12 protein-coding genes and 1 pseudogene are annotated in these 13,189 nt (G+C 69.8%); 4 read left to right on the plus strand and 9 right to left on the minus strand.

Features of this window, described 5'->3' with window-relative positions; all coding sequences use genetic code 11:
* The coding region (gene cobA / locus SALMUC_RS05310) for a uroporphyrinogen-III C-methyltransferase (protein WP_084513897.1) at positions 1 to 577 on the minus strand (577 nt) is incomplete at its 3' end.
* Positions 578 to 886: 309 nt separating this feature from the next.
* Between cobA and SALMUC_RS05315 the strand changes: the two genes are divergently transcribed.
* Positions 887 to 2,107, plus strand: a complete 1,221-nt coding sequence (locus SALMUC_RS05315; RefSeq protein WP_020041160.1) for an acyl-CoA dehydrogenase — start codon at positions 887 to 889, stop codon at positions 2,105 to 2,107.
* A gap of 22 nt (positions 2,108 to 2,129) precedes the next feature.
* Here the strand turns inward: SALMUC_RS05315 and trhA are convergent, their stop codons facing one another.
* The 8 genes from trhA to SALMUC_RS05355 form a co-directional block, all read right to left on the minus strand.
* Positions 2,130 to 2,777, minus strand: a complete 648-nt coding sequence (trhA, locus tag SALMUC_RS05320; protein ID WP_020041159.1) for a PAQR family membrane homeostasis protein TrhA — start codon at positions 2,775 to 2,777, stop codon at positions 2,130 to 2,132.
* Between the two features lie 151 nt (positions 2,778 to 2,928).
* Positions 2,929 to 5,118: a 3-hydroxyacyl-CoA dehydrogenase NAD-binding domain-containing protein gene (locus SALMUC_RS05325; RefSeq protein WP_021119859.1), complete on the minus strand. Its 2,190-nt coding sequence runs from the start codon at positions 5,116 to 5,118 to the stop codon at positions 2,929 to 2,931.
* A gap of 14 nt (positions 5,119 to 5,132) precedes the next feature.
* Positions 5,133 to 6,344: an acetyl-CoA C-acetyltransferase gene (locus tag SALMUC_RS05330; protein ID WP_020041157.1), complete on the minus strand. Its 1,212-nt coding sequence runs from the start codon at positions 6,342 to 6,344 to the stop codon at positions 5,133 to 5,135.
* Between the two features lie 152 nt (positions 6,345 to 6,496).
* Positions 6,497 to 7,135, minus strand: a complete 639-nt coding sequence (locus SALMUC_RS05335; RefSeq protein WP_020041156.1) for a glutathione S-transferase family protein — start codon at positions 7,133 to 7,135, stop codon at positions 6,497 to 6,499.
* A 346-nt stretch (positions 7,136 to 7,481) separates the two neighbouring features.
* A complete protein-coding gene (locus SALMUC_RS05340; RefSeq protein ID WP_020041155.1) occupies positions 7,482 to 7,694 on the minus strand; it encodes a hypothetical protein in 213 nt (70 codons plus the stop codon).
* A gap of 43 nt (positions 7,695 to 7,737) precedes the next feature.
* Entirely contained in the window at positions 7,738 to 9,519 is a 1,782-nt protein-coding gene (locus SALMUC_RS05345; protein ID WP_020041154.1) for an acyl-CoA dehydrogenase C-terminal domain-containing protein, read from the minus strand.
* A gap of 34 nt (positions 9,520 to 9,553) precedes the next feature.
* Entirely contained in the window at positions 9,554 to 9,952 is a 399-nt protein-coding gene (locus SALMUC_RS05350; protein ID WP_198014485.1) for a MerR family transcriptional regulator, read from the minus strand.
* Positions 9,953 to 10,229: 277 nt separating this feature from the next.
* The gene (locus SALMUC_RS05355) at positions 10,230 to 10,610 is read right to left on the minus strand and encodes a MerR family transcriptional regulator (RefSeq protein WP_020041152.1); all 381 of its coding nucleotides are present in this window, start codon (positions 10,608 to 10,610) and stop codon (positions 10,230 to 10,232) included.
* 251 nt (positions 10,611 to 10,861) lie between these two features.
* Between SALMUC_RS05355 and SALMUC_RS05360 the strand changes: the two genes are divergently transcribed.
* The 3 genes and pseudogenes from SALMUC_RS05360 (at position 10,862) to SALMUC_RS05370 (ending at position 13,169) form a co-directional block, all read left to right on the plus strand.
* Complete coding sequence (locus tag SALMUC_RS05360; protein WP_020041151.1) at positions 10,862 to 11,287, plus strand: PaaI family thioesterase; 426 nt, start codon at positions 10,862 to 10,864, stop codon at positions 11,285 to 11,287.
* A complete protein-coding gene (locus tag SALMUC_RS05365; RefSeq protein ID WP_020041150.1) occupies positions 11,284 to 11,793 on the plus strand; it encodes a PaaI family thioesterase in 510 nt (169 codons plus the stop codon). Before SALMUC_RS05360 ends, SALMUC_RS05365 begins: the two co-directional genes overlap by 4 nt.
* A gap of 10 nt (positions 11,794 to 11,803) precedes the next feature.
* Positions 11,804 to 13,169 (plus strand): annotated as a pseudogene (locus tag SALMUC_RS05370) (MATE family efflux transporter).
* Positions 13,170 to 13,189: the final 20 nt, after the last annotated feature.

Genomic DNA, 13,189 nt, shown 5'->3' on the forward strand with positions numbered 1-13,189 from the left:
CGGGCGCCGCGTCGCCGGGGCGGCAGGTGCCGGTCGAGATCACGAAGGTGTCGGTCTCGCCCCGCTCGGTCAGGGGGCGGCCGGTGGTGGCGGCGGCGGCCGAGGCGGCGGTGATGCCGGGCACGAGCTCGGCCTCGATCCCGGCGGCGCGCGCGGCCTCCAGTTCCTCGGCGGCGCGCCCGAAGATCGACGGATCGCCCGATTTCAGCCGCACCACGCGCCGGCCCTGCCGCGCCTCGCGCACGATCAGCCGGTCGATCTCGGGCTGCGGCCAGGCGCAGTTGCCGACGGTCTTGCCGACGTAGACGCGCTCGGCCTCCGGGCGGGCGAAATCCAGCACGGCCGGGTCGACCAGCCGGTCGTAGAACACCACGTCGGCCGCGCGCAGCCGGTCCACCGCGCGCAGCGTCATCAGGTCGCGCGCGCCGGGTCCGGCGCCCACCAGCGCGATGTGACCGCCCGTGCGGTCCCGCGCGGCGGGGCGCGCGACGGCGCGCGGGCGCAGCGGCGTCACCTGCGAGACGAGCCGGGCCAGCAGGCCGAACAGCGGGGCAGGGCGAAGGGCGGGGGCTTTCATGGGGTGTATCCTCTCGAAAACGGGTCGAATGCTCGGGAACCGCGCGGGATGTCGCGCGGGGGCCAAGCAGCCTTGCTCGTGGACCCGGTCGTCGGGAGGGGCGGCGCCATTGCCGCTGGTCCCGTCCTAGGCGCAGATCGGCTCTCCGATCAAGCGCGAACCGCCCTGGGCGGCGCTCTGCCGACCGCCCAGGCATCGGGTGCGGGTTTTTCGGGCATTCTCCGCTCACCGGCGAAAACTGGCCCCTGCGGCTTCCCCCGCGCCGTTCTCCGCCCTATCATGCGCGCAACGCAGGACCAGAGGTAAGACATGGACGACCAACCGACGCTGAAACCCAAGGACCGCCCCGATCTGTCCTCCTTTTCCTGGGACGATCCCTTCCTGATGGACCTGCAGCTCGAGGAAGACGAGCGCATGATCCGCGACACCGCGCGCGCCTTTGCCGAGGACAAGCTCGCCCCCCGTGTCGAGAACGCCTACATGCAGGAAGAGACCGACCCGGCGATCTTCGCCGAGATGGGCGAGATGGGCCTGCTGGGCGTCACCGTCCCCGAGCAGTACGGCGGCATCGGCGCGGGCTACGTGAGCTACGGTCTCGTCGCCCGCGAGGTCGAGCGCATCGACTCGGGCTACCGCTCGATGATGTCGGTGCAGTCCAGCCTCGTGATGTATCCCATCTACGCCTACGGCTCCGAGGCGCAGCGCATGAAGTACCTGCCCAAGCTCGCCAGCGGCGAGTGGATCGGCTGCTTCGGCCTGACCGAGCCCGACGCGGGCTCGGACCCCGGCGGCATGAAGACCCGCGCGCAGAAGATCGACGGCGGCTACCGCCTGACCGGCTCCAAGATGTGGATCTCGAACAGCCCGCTGGCCGACGTCTTCGTCGTCTGGGCCAAGTCCGAGGCGCATGACGGCAAGATCCGCGGCTTCGTGCTGGAAAAGGGCATGAAGGGCCTCTCGGCGCCCAAGATCGGCGGCAAGCTCAGCCTGCGCGCCTCGATCACCGGCGAGATCGTCATGGATGGCGTCGAGGTCGGCGAGGACGCGCTGCTGCCCGGCGTCGAGGGTCTCAAGGGCCCCTTCGGCTGTCTCAACCGCGCCCGCTACGGCATCGCCTGGGGCGTCATGGGCGCGGCCGAGTTCTGCTGGATGCAGGCGCGCCAGTACGGCCTCGACCGCAAGCAGTTCGGCAAGCCGCTGGCACAGACGCAGCTCTTCCAGAAGAAGCTCGCCGACATGCAGACCGAGATCGCGCTGGGCACCCAGGCCGCGCTGCGCGTGGGCCGGCTCATGGACGCGGCCAGCGCCGCGCCCGAGATGATCTCGCTCATCAAGCGCAACAACTGCGGCAAGGCGCTCGACGTGGCGCGCATGGCGCGCGACATGCACGGCGGCAACGGCATCCAGGTCGAATACGGCGTCATGCGCCACGCCGCCAACCTCGAGACGGTCAACACCTACGAGGGCACCCACGACGTGCACGCGCTGATCCTCGGCCGCGCGCAGACCGGGCTCCAGGCCTTCGTGTGATGCGAAATGACGCCGCCGCGCCTCAGCGCGCGGCGGCGATCAGGATGACCGCGGCATAGTGCACCGCGGCCCCCGCCAGCACATGGAAGTGCCAGATCGCGCGGGAGAACGGGATGCGCTCGACGTGGTAGAAGATCGTCCCGGCGGTATAGACCAGACCGCCCACGACGATCAGGATGAGCGCCGAGAGCGGCAGCGACTGGATCAGCGGCCAGATCGCGATCACCCCCAGCCACCCCTGTGCGAGGTAGAGGGCAAAGCCGAAGCCCTCCCAGCGGTGGATGAACCCCAGCTTCATGACCATGCCGATGCCCGCGAGGCCCCAGGCCGCGAGCGTCAGCGCCCAGCCGGCGGTCCCGCCGATGCCGATCAGCGCCATCGGCGTGTAGGTGCCCGCGATCAGCAGGTAGATCGCCGCGTGGTCGAAGCGCCGCAGGATCGCCCGCGTCGGCGCGTGCAGGGTCAGGTTGTAGGCCGCCGAGAAGGAAAAGCTCGCGACCAGCCCCACCGAGTAGATCGCCAGCGGCCATATATGCGTGCCGGGCGCGGTCAGCGCGGCCCAGACGATCAGGCCCGTGACGCCCGCGATGGCCGCCGCCACGCCAAGCACGTGCAGAACGCCGTCGGCGATATGCTCCTTGAGGCTGTGCTGTAGCTGGTAACGGGTCATGGTCGGGCCGTCTCCTTTCCTCTGCAAAGATGAGCCGCGCCGGGCGATCTGGCAAGGCCGCGCCACGCCGCAGCGCGACAGGACCCCCGCAGCCGATCACACACTGCGCGCCCCGCCTCCGGGGCGCGCAGGCTGCGAAAACGCGCCCGGATCAGGCGGCGACGGCCCCGTCGCGACCGTAGAAGGTCCGGTTCCCGCCAGCCATATCACGCAGAAGTTGCGGACATGTGAACCGCGCCCCGTGGGCCTCGGTCAGCGCATCGCAGCGCTCGGCGGCATAAGGCGCGCCCAGCATGTCGAGCCACGAGAAGGGTCCGCCGGACCAGGGCGCGAAACCCCAGCCCAGGATCGCGCCAACGTCGCCCTCGCGGATGTCTTCCAGCACGCCCTCCTCCAGCGCCCGCACCGCCTCGAGCACCTGCGCGAAGAGCAGCCGGTGCTGCACCTCCAGCAGCTCGGGCTGCGCCTCGGCCACGGGATACTGCTTCGCCAGCCCGTCCCAGAGGCCGGTGCGCTTGCCCTTCTCGTCGTAGGCGTAGAATCCCGCGCCGGCCTTGCGGCCCAGCCGGCCGTTCTCGGCCATCCAGAACAGCACCTCGTCGACCGCCTCGTCGGGATAGGCGTCGCCCATCGCCGCCCGGGTCGCCTTGGCGATCTTCACCCCGAGGTCGATCGAGGTCTCGTCCACCAGCTGCAGCGGCCCCAGCGGCATGCCCACCAGCTTGGCGGCATTCTCGATCAGCGCGGGCTCGACGCCCTCGGCCACCATGCGGATCCCCTCGTTGATGTAGGGGATGATGCAGCGGTTGGCGTAGAAGAAGCGCGCGTCGTTCACCACGATGGGCGTCTTGCGGATCTGGCGCACGAAATCCAGCGCCTTGGCGACCGCCCGGTCGCCGGTCTCGCGGCCCTTGATGATCTCGACCAGCATCATCTTCTCGACCGGCGAGAAGAAGTGGATGCCGATGAACTGCTCGGGCTTGTCCGTCGCCTTGGCCAGATCGGTGATCGGCAGGGTCGAGGTGTTGGTCGCGAAGATGCAGTCCTCGGGCACCACCGCGAGCACCTTCTTCGTCACCTCGGCCTTCACGCCCGGGTCCTCGAAGACCGCCTCGACGATCAGATCGCACCCCTCGAGCTGCGCGTGGTCGTCCGTCGCGGTGATCCGCGCTAGCGTGGCGTCCTTGCTCTCGGGCGTGGCCTTCTTCCGGGCGATGCCCTTGTCCATGTAATCGGCGGTATGCGCCTTGCCCTTGTCGGCGGCCTCCTTCGACTGGTCGAGCAGCACCACCTCGATCCCGGCCTGCGCCGCGACCAGCGTGATGCCGGCGCCCATCATGCCCGCGCCCAGCACGCCCATCTTGCGCACGCGCTGGTCCGGGGCCTCGGGCCGGTTCGCGCCCTTCTCGAGCGCCTCCTTGTTCACGAAGAGCGAGCGGATCATCGCGCTGGACGAGGGGTTCAGCAGCACGTTGGTGAACCACCGCGCCTCGATCTTCAGCGCCGTGTCGAAGGGCACCATGGCCCCCTCGTAGACCGCGCTCAGCATGGCCTTGGCGGCGGGGTAGACCCCCTTGGTCTTGCCGTTGACCATGGCCGAGGCGCCCATGAAGGTCATGAAGCCCGCCGGGTGGTAGGGTGCGCCGCCGGGCATCTTCCAGCCCTTCGCGTCCCAGGGCTTCACGATGTCGGCGTCCTTCGCCTCCAGCACCCAGGCCTTCGCGGCGGCGACCGGGTCCTCGACCACCTCGTCGATCAGGCCGGCGCTTTTCGCCTTCTTCGGATCGCTCAGCTTGCCCTCCATCAGGAAGGGCGAGGCCGCCATGGCCCCCAGCTTGCGCGAGACCCGCGTGGTGCCGCCCGCACCCGGGAAGATACCGACCATGATCTCCGGCAGGCCGATCTTGGCCTTGGGATTGTCGGCGGCAAAGATCCGGTGACAGGCCAGCGGGATCTCGAGCCCGATCCCCAGCGCGGTGCCGGGCAGGGCGGCCGCGATCGGCTTGCCGCCCTTGTTCTTCTCGTCCATCCCGGCGCGCTCGATCTTCCGCAGGATGCCGTGGATCGACATGATCCCGTCGAAGATGCCCTGCGCCGGGTCGTCGCCGCCCGCGTCGCGCATCCTGGCGATCAAGTTGAGGTCCATCCCCCCGGCAAAGCTGCCCTGCTTGCCGCTGGTGATGACCACGCCCTTGACCTCCGCGTCGGCCAGCGCCTTGTCGATCAGCGCGTCGAGCTCGCCGAAGCCGGCCTCGCTCATGACGTTCATGGACTTGCCCGGCGTGTCCCAGGTGATGAGCGCGACACCCTCGGCGTCGGTGGTCATGGTGAAATCTGTCATGGCGTCTGCTCCCCTCACACGCGTTCGATGATCGTGGCCGCGCCCATGCCCGAGGCGACGCAGAGCGTCGCAAGCCCGGTCTCGCGGTCGGTGCGCTCCATCTCGTCCAGCAGGGTGCCCAGGATGATCGCCCCGGTCGCCCCCAGCGGGTGCCCCAGCGCGATGGCCCCGCCGTTCACGTTGACCCGGCCGTGATCCACGCCGAAGGCCTGCATGAAGCGCAGCACCACGGCCGAGAAGGCCTCGTTCACCTCGAAGAGGTCGATGTCGCCGATCTCCATGCCGGTCTGCGCCAGCACCCGTTCGGTCACCGGCACCGGCCCCGTGAGCATGATCGTCGGATCGGTGCCCACGCGGGCCGAGCCGCGAATGCGCGCCCGCGGCTTCAGCCCATGCGCCTCGCCGAAGGCCTTCGAGCCCACCAGCACCGCCGCCGCGCCGTCCACGATCCCCGAGCTGTTGCCGGCATGGTGCACGTGCTCGATCCGCTCGAGATGCGGGTATTTCATCAGCGCCACCTGGTCGAACCCGGGCATGACCTCGCCCATCTCCTTGAAGCTGGGCTTGAGGCTGCCGAGGCTCTGCATGTCGGTCTCGGGGCGCATGTGCTCGTCGCGGTCGAGGATCGGCAGCCCGTTCCGGTCCCGCACCGTGAAGAGCGACTTGGCAAAGCGGCCCTCCTGCCAGGCCGCCGCCGCGCGCTTCTGGCTCTCGACGGCAAAGGCATCGGCGTCGTCGCGCGAAAAGCCGTACTCGGTGGCGATGATGTCGGCCGAGATCCCTTGCGGGACAAAGTAGCTCTCCATCGCGAGGCTCGGGTCCACGGCGATGGCCGCCCCGTCGCTGCCCATGGCCACGCGGCCCATCATCTCGACCCCGCCGGCGATATAGCCATCGCCCGCGCCGCCCCGCACCTGGTTGGCGGCGAGGTTCACCGCCTCCAGCCCCGAGGCGCAGAAGCGGTTGATCGACAGGCCCGGAATGCGCTCGTCCAGCTCCGAGGCCAGCACCGCCGACCGCGCGAGGCAGCCGCCCTGTTCGCCGACCTGCGTGGCGTTGCCCCAGATCACGTCCTCCACGGCCTGGCCCTCCAGCCCGTTGCGCGCGGCCAGTTCGTTCAGCGTCAGCGCCGAGAGCCGCAGGCTGGTGACCTCCTGCAAGGCGCCGTCCTTGCGGCCCTTGCCGCGCGGCGTGCGCACGGTGTCGTAGATATAGGCGTCTGTCATGTGGCCCTCCCTTTCACGCATCGTCTCGTGTCAGTCCTGAAAAGGGGCCGCGCGAGACCCCGATGCAAGGGTGACGTGGCGGAGGATTACGTAAACGTGGCGTCGCGATCCCCGCCGCGGCCGGCGCGCCGCGCGGCGGCCCTCCGGCCCGCTCAGGCCCGGTCCGCGGGGGAGCCGGGCATCAGCTCGTAGGGGTGCGTCCAGCCGGGCAGGGCCTCGATGCCCCGAAGCCAGCGGTCGATCTCCGGCCACTCGGCCCGCTCGAAGCCGAAGGGCTCGGGGTAGAAGAGATAGCCGCAGCACGAGAAATCCGCGTTGGTCGGCCCGTCGCCCACGATCCAGTCGCGCCCGGCGAGATGCGCGTCGAGCACCTGGTAGGCGGCCTTGAGCCGGCCCTGCGTGAAGGCGATGACATCCTGCGGCCGCTTCTCCTCGGGCAGGAAGTTGTTCAGGAACCGCGTCATCCCGGCCTGGCTCGAGAGCTTGTGGTTGTCCCAGAACACCCAGCGCATCACCTCGCGCGCCTCCTCGGGCGTGGCACCGCCGAACCTGCCGCTCTTCTCGGTGACGTACATCTGGATCACGCCCGACTGCGTGAGCCGCGTGTCCCCGTCGACCATGACCGGCACCTCGCCCATCTCGTTGACCGCGGCGCGGTACTCCGGCGTGCGCGTCTCGCCGTTGAAGAAGTCCACCTTCACCGGCCGCCAGTCGAGCCCCGAGAGCTCCAGCGGCAGGGCCGCCTTGTAGGCATTGCCGGATTCTCCGAAGCAGTAGAGGTCGATGGTCATGGCATATCTCCTGGCATTGCGCGCGCGCCGAGGGCGCTTTGCGTATTTGGAACAAGAAGAAGCACGGGCGGCCGCGCTTCCGCTAACCTATGCTTAACCACTTCGTGGTGTGTTTTGCGAGCGGTACAGGCTGGCGAGCCGATGACCGCACAAGGAGAAGCGCCGCCGCCCCGCCTGCGTTCCGCAGGGGCGTCGGGCCGGGTGGCGGCGTGGACGACAGGGGAGCGGACCGATTGCTGCCCGCGCTGCCTTCGAGGGTTCGAAACGCGGTCCGCTCTTCTTCTTGTTCCAAATACGCACCTGCCGGCCTCTCCTCCGGACCGCCGCCGGCGGTTGGCGCCGGGCCTCAGCGTTTGCGCGCCTCGAGCTCGGCGTTGAAGAGCCGCAGCCGCGTCGCCAGCGCTTCGCTGTCCGTCACGCTGTCGAAATGCTCGAAGAGGAAGGACAGCGCCTCGCCCTCGTCGAGCCCGGCCTCCTGCGAGAAGCGTTTCAGCCCGCGGTAGCCGTCGTCGGTCATGGCGACGGCGAAGCGGCGGGTGAGGCGGAAGCGTTTCGGCATGGCGGGTCTCCGGTCGTCAGTCTGCTCCCGCGCACCCTGCCATTCAGAACGCCTCGGCGTCGAGCGCCATGACCGGCGCCGCCCCGCTTTCGATCCGCGCCAGGTGCGTCTTCGTGGCCGGCAGCTGCCGCGCCATGTAGTAGCGCCCGGTGGCGAGCTTGGTTTCGTGGAAGGCGGCGTTCCCGGTGCCCTCGGCCAGCGCCTTGCGGGACGCGAGCCCCATGCGCGCCCACATCAGTCCCAGGCAGGTGTGGCCGAAGAGGTGCATGAAGTCGTAGGCCCCCGAGAGCGCCTCGTCCGGCGCCTTCATGCCCTTCTGCATGAAGAAGGTGCCCGCCGCCTGCAGGTCCTTGGAGGCGGCCTTGAGCGGCTCGAGGAAGTCGGCGTCGAAGGCCTCGTCCTGGCCCTTGTGCTCGGCGATGAAGCCCTTGACCATCTCGAAGAAGCCCATGACGTGCTTGCCGCCGTCGGTGGCGAGCTTGCGGCCCACGAGGTCCAGCGCCTGGATGCCGTTGGTGCCCTCGTAGATCATGGTGATCCGCGCGTCGCGCACGAACTGCTCGAGCCCCCATTCGCGGGTGAAGCCCGAGCCGCCCAGCGTCTGCTGCGCCAGCACGGTCGTCTCGAAGCCCTTGTCGGTCAGGAAGCCCTTGATGACCGGCGTCAGCAGCGAGACCAGCCCCTCGGCCTGGGCGTCCCCGGCGCGGTGGGCCCGGTCGATCAGCGAGGCGCCCCAGAAGACGAAGGCGCGCGCGCCCTCGGTGAAGGCCTTCTGATCCATCAGGTTCCGCCGCACGTCGGGGTGCACGATGATCGGATCGGCCGGCCCCTCGGGGTTCTTCACCCCGGTCACGGAACGGCCCTGCACGCGGTCCTTGGCGAAGGCCAGCGCGTTCTGGTAGGCGACGGCGCCCTGCGCGTAGCCCTGCAGGCCGACGCCCACGCGGGCCTCGTTCATCATGGTGAACATGGCGCGCATGCCCTTGTGCGCCTCGCCCACGAGGAAGCCGGTCGCACCGTCGTAGTTCATCACGCAGGTGGCGTTGCCGTGGATGCCCATCTTGCTCTCCAGCCCACCGCAGGAGACCGCGTTCCGCGCGCCAGGGCTGCCGTCCTCGTTCACCAGGAACTTCGGCACGATGAAGAGCGAGATGCCCTTCACGCCCTCGGGGCCGCCGGGGATCTTGGCGAGCACCAGGTGGACGATGTTCTCGACCATGTCGTGCTCGCCGGCCGAGATCCAGATCTTCTGCCCGCTGATGGCATAGGTGCCGTCGTCCTGCGGCTCCGCCTTGGTGCGGATGAGCCCGAGATCCGTGCCGCAGTGCGGCTCGGTCAGGTTCATGGTGCCGCCCCACTCGTTGGTCACCATCTTCGGCAGGTAGGTGGCCTTCTGCTCGTCCGAGCCGTGGGCGTGGATCGCGTTGTAGGCGCCGTGGGTCAGGCCCTGGTACATGTTGAAGGCCATGTTGGCCGAGGAGAACATCTCGCCCACCGCCGTCGAGATCAGGTAGGGCAGGCCCTGGCCGCCGTACTCCGGGTCGCAGTCGAGCCCGGGCCAGCCGCCCTCGCGCATCTGGTCATAGGCCTCGCGGAAGCCCTCGGGCGTGCGCACGACGCCGTTCTCGAGCCGGCAGCCCTGCGCATCGCCCACCGGGTTGAGCGGCGCCAACACGTCCTCGGCCAGCTTGGCCGCCTCGCCGAGGATCGCGCCGGTGGTCTCGCGGTCGAGGTCCTCGTAGCCGGGGATCCCGGTTCCGCTCACCTCGAGAACGTCGTGCAGCAGGAACTGCATGTCCTGCGTGGGGGCCGTGTAGACGGGCATTGGCTCTCCTCCTCGTCAGCCGTGGCCCGCCTTGTCAGCCGGCCTTGCGCTGCTGTCCCTGCGACAGCATCCGCTCGCCCCAGGCGAGCTGTTCCTTCAGGTCGTCGATCGCGGCGTTCAGCTCGTCGCGCTGGCGGACCAGGTCCTCCAGGCGCTGCTGCGCGATCTCGTAGGTGCGGGCGATCTGCGTGTGCTGCCCGTCACCCATGTCGTAGAGGTCCAGCAGTTGCCGGATCTCCTCGAGGCTGAAGCCGAAGCGCTTGCCGCGCAGGATCAGCTTCAACCGGGCCCGGTCGCGCCGGGAAAAGAGCCGCTTCTGGCCTTCGCGGGCCGGAAAGAGCAGCTCCTTCTGCTCGTAGAAGCGCAGTGTGCGGGGGGTGACCTCGAAGAGGTCGCACATCTCGCGGATCGTCATCATGCGTTGGTCGCTCATGGCGGTCTCGAATAGCCTCACGTTACGGAAGATGCCGGGTGAGGTGCGCTTTTCGGGGCCGTGTTACAATGGAAAAAACGGGTCACGGAACTCGGACGCCGCGTCACTTTGAAGTTGACGTAACTTCCTTTCGCGTAAAGCACGCAATGGCAAAGAACCTTCCGCGGCGTCGGCCCCTTCGCGGCGCCGCCATGCCCGCGCAGGCAGGCGCCGGGCGCCCGCAGGGGGCGCCGCGCCGGGGGGCAGGGGCCCTCGCCCCCGCGCGATTCGAGAAAGCTCAGTCGGCCAACGTGGCGGCGGTCTCGTCGCGCAGCGCCTTCAGCTCGTCCATCGCGGCGTCGAGCTGGCGGCGCTGCTCGGCCAGTTCATCGAGCTGGCGGTCGGCCATCTCGATCCAGGCGCGCATCTGCGCCTCGGTGCCCTCGCGCTCGTACATCTGCAGCCACTGGCGGATGTCCTCGAGCTGGAAGCCGAAGCGCCGCCCGCGCAGGATCAGCGTCATCCGGGCGATCTCGCGCGGGCCGTAGTAGCGCGCGCGGCCCTGGCGCTCGGGCGCCAGCAGCTCGATGTACTCGTAGTAGCGCAGGGTGCGCGGGGTCACGTCGAACCGGGCGCACATCTCCTTGAAGCTCAGACGCGGGGCGTCGCTGTCGCTCATCGCGGGGCCTCCATCGCGCGGCACGCGGGTCATCGTTCATCGCGCGGCACGCGCGTCATTCTTCACAGCGCGGCACGCGGGTCATCTTTCACAGCGCGGGCACGCGCGTCATCCTCAATCGCCCGGGACACCAATAGGTAGGCCCGGGCGCGCGAAAGATAATGCGCCCCCCGGGCGAGGGCAACCTGCGCCGCTGCTTGCAGGCCGGGACCTGCCGCCGCATAAAGGCCCGGCAACCGCAGGAGTGCTCCATGAGCGACGACAAGCTGGCGATCGCGCGCAGGTTCATCGCGGGCATTCCGCATGTCACCGCGCTCAACATGGACATCGTCGAGATCGGCGACGGCGTCGCCGCGATGCGGCTGCCCTACGACACCCGCTTCGTGGGCGATCCCGAGACCGGCGTGCTGCACGGCGGCGCGGTCTCGACGCTGATGGACACCTGCGGCGGGGCGGCGACCATGGCGCACCCCTCTGCGCCCGACGGCACCGCGACGCTCAGCCTGCGCATCGACTACCTGCGCGGCGCGACGCCGGGGCAGGCCGTCACCGCGCGGGCCGAGTGCCACCACATGACCCGCACCGTCGCCTTCGTGCGCGCCGTGGCCCACGACGAGGACACCGAGACCCCCGTCGCCACCGCCACCGGCACCTTCACCGTGGAGCGCAAGACATGAGCCGCGCCCGTCCCGAACCCGTGCAGGTCGTCAAGCAGCGCCGCGACGCGGCCCTCCGCGCCCTGACCGAGCGCATCCCCTACGCGGGCTATCTCGCGATCAGCTTCGACCGGCGCGGCGACGAGCTGACCGGCGTGCTGCCCTACGACGACAAGCTCATCGGCAACCCCATGCTGCCGGCGCTGCACGGCGGCGTCACCGCGGCCTTTCTCGAGCTGACCGCCGTGGTCACGCTCAGCTGGACCGGCCTCTGGGAAGAGGTCGAGTCGGGCGCGCTATCGCTCGACGATCTCGAACGCGGGCAATTGCCGCGGGTGCCCAAGACCATCGACTTCACCATCGACTACCTGCGCTCGGGCCTGCCGCGCGACGCCTACGCGCGCGCCATCGTCACCCGCTCGGGGCGGCGCTATGCCAGCGTGCGCGCCGAGGCCTGGCAGGACAACCGCACCCGCCCCATCGCGCAGGCGCATGCGCATTTCCTGATGCCCCTGCGCGAGGCGTGAGCCACCCGCGATGACCTCCGAGACCGCGCCGAAACCCATCACCAGCGCGCGCGTGCTGAAGATCGCCGTGCCGATCCTGCTCGCCAACGTCACCGTGCCGCTGTTGGGCGCGGTCGACACCGGCGTCGTCGGCCAGATCCCCGCGCCCGAGCCCATCGCGGCCGTGGGCATCGGCGCCGTCGTGCTCTCGGCGGTCTACTGGATCTTCGGCTTCCTTCGCATGGGCACCACCGGGCTCACCGCGCAGGCCCAGGGGGCAGGGGACGGGGCCGAGGTCACGGCGCTGCTCACCCGCGCGCTGATGATGGGCCTGGCCGGGCGGGCTCGCGATGATCGCGCTGCAGGGGCCGCTCTTCGCCGGGGCCTTCGCGCTCTCGCCCGCCAGCGCCGAGGTCGAGGCGCTCGCGCGCGATTACATGGCCATCCGCGTCTGGTCGGCCCCCGCCGCCATCGCCGTCTTCGGCATCACCGGCTGGCTCATCGCGCAGGAGCGCACCCGCTCGGTCTTCGCCCTCCAGCTCTGGATGAACGGGCTCAACGTCGGGCTCGACCTCGTCTTCGTGCTGGGTCTCGGCTGGGGCGTCAACGGCGTCGCCATCGCCACCTTCCTCGCCGAGTGGTCCGGCCTCGCCGCCGGGCTCTGGATCTGCCGCGCGGCCTTCGCCCGGCCCGAGTGGCGCGACTGGCCGCGCGTCTTCGACCGCGTGAGGCTGAAACGCATGGCGGTCGTCAACACCGACATCATGATCCGCTCGGCCCTGCTGCAGGTGATCTTCGTCTCCTTCCTGCTGGTGGGCGGCCGCTTCGGCGACACCACGCTCGCGGCCAACCAGGTGCTGCTGCAGTTCCTCCACATCACCGGCTTCGCCCTCGACGGCTTCGCCTTCGCGGCCGAGTCGCTGGTGGGCCGGGCCTTCGGCGCGGGCTCGGTCACGCGGCTGCGCCGCGCCGCCGTGCTGACCAGCCTCTGGGGCGCGGCGACGGCGCTGCTGATGATGGCGGGCTTCGCGCTGCTGGGGCCCGCGGTCATCGACATCATGGCCAAGGACGAGGGCGTCCGGCAGGCCGCCCGCGACTACCTGCCGTGGATGGTCTTCGCCCCGCCCATGCTGCTGCTTCTGGTGATGTTCGACGGCATCTTCGTCGGCGCCACCCGCTCGGCGGACATGCGCAACATGATGATCGTCGCGACCGGCCTCTACCTCGCCGCGCTCTGGCTCCTGCTGGAGCCCCTCGGCAACCGCGGGCTCTGGCTCGCGCTCTACGTCAGCTTCGCCGCGCGCGGCCTGACGCTGGCCCTGCGCTACCCGGCGCTCGAACGGTCGGTGACGCGCCGCGAGCCGCCCGTGGACGGACCCGCGCGCGCACCTACCTGACCCGCAAACCCTCGACAGGA

Origin of the sequence: Salipiger mucosus DSM 16094 (genome assembly GCF_000442255.1) — a bacterium.
Classification (GTDB): domain Bacteria; phylum Pseudomonadota; class Alphaproteobacteria; order Rhodobacterales; family Rhodobacteraceae; genus Salipiger; species Salipiger mucosus.

Coding starts and splice junctions, on each gene's coding strand:
- SALMUC_RS05315 (WP_020041160.1), top strand. CDS start 887: ATGGACGACCAACCGACGCTGAAACCCAAGGACCGCCCCGATCTGTCC.
- trhA (WP_020041159.1), bottom strand. CDS start 2,777: ATGACCCGTTACCAGCTACAGCACAGCCTCAAGGAGCATATCGCCGAC.
- SALMUC_RS05325 (WP_021119859.1), bottom strand. CDS start 5,118: ATGACAGATTTCACCATGACCACCGACGCCGAGGGTGTCGCGCTCATC.
- SALMUC_RS05330 (WP_020041157.1), bottom strand. CDS start 6,344: ATGACAGACGCCTATATCTACGACACCGTGCGCACGCCGCGCGGCAAG.
- SALMUC_RS05335 (WP_020041156.1), bottom strand. CDS start 7,135: ATGACCATCGACCTCTACTGCTTCGGAGAATCCGGCAATGCCTACAAG.
- SALMUC_RS05340 (WP_020041155.1), bottom strand. CDS start 7,694: ATGCCGAAACGCTTCCGCCTCACCCGCCGCTTCGCCGTCGCCATGACC.
- SALMUC_RS05345 (WP_020041154.1), bottom strand. CDS start 9,519: ATGCCCGTCTACACGGCCCCCACGCAGGACATGCAGTTCCTGCTGCAC.
- SALMUC_RS05350 (WP_198014485.1), bottom strand. CDS start 9,952: ATGAGCGACCAACGCATGATGACGATCCGCGAGATGTGCGACCTCTTC.
- SALMUC_RS05355 (WP_020041152.1), bottom strand. CDS start 10,610: ATGAGCGACAGCGACGCCCCGCGTCTGAGCTTCAAGGAGATGTGCGCC.
- SALMUC_RS05360 (WP_020041151.1), top strand. CDS start 10,862: ATGAGCGACGACAAGCTGGCGATCGCGCGCAGGTTCATCGCGGGCATT.
- SALMUC_RS05365 (WP_020041150.1), top strand. CDS start 11,284: ATGAGCCGCGCCCGTCCCGAACCCGTGCAGGTCGTCAAGCAGCGCCGC.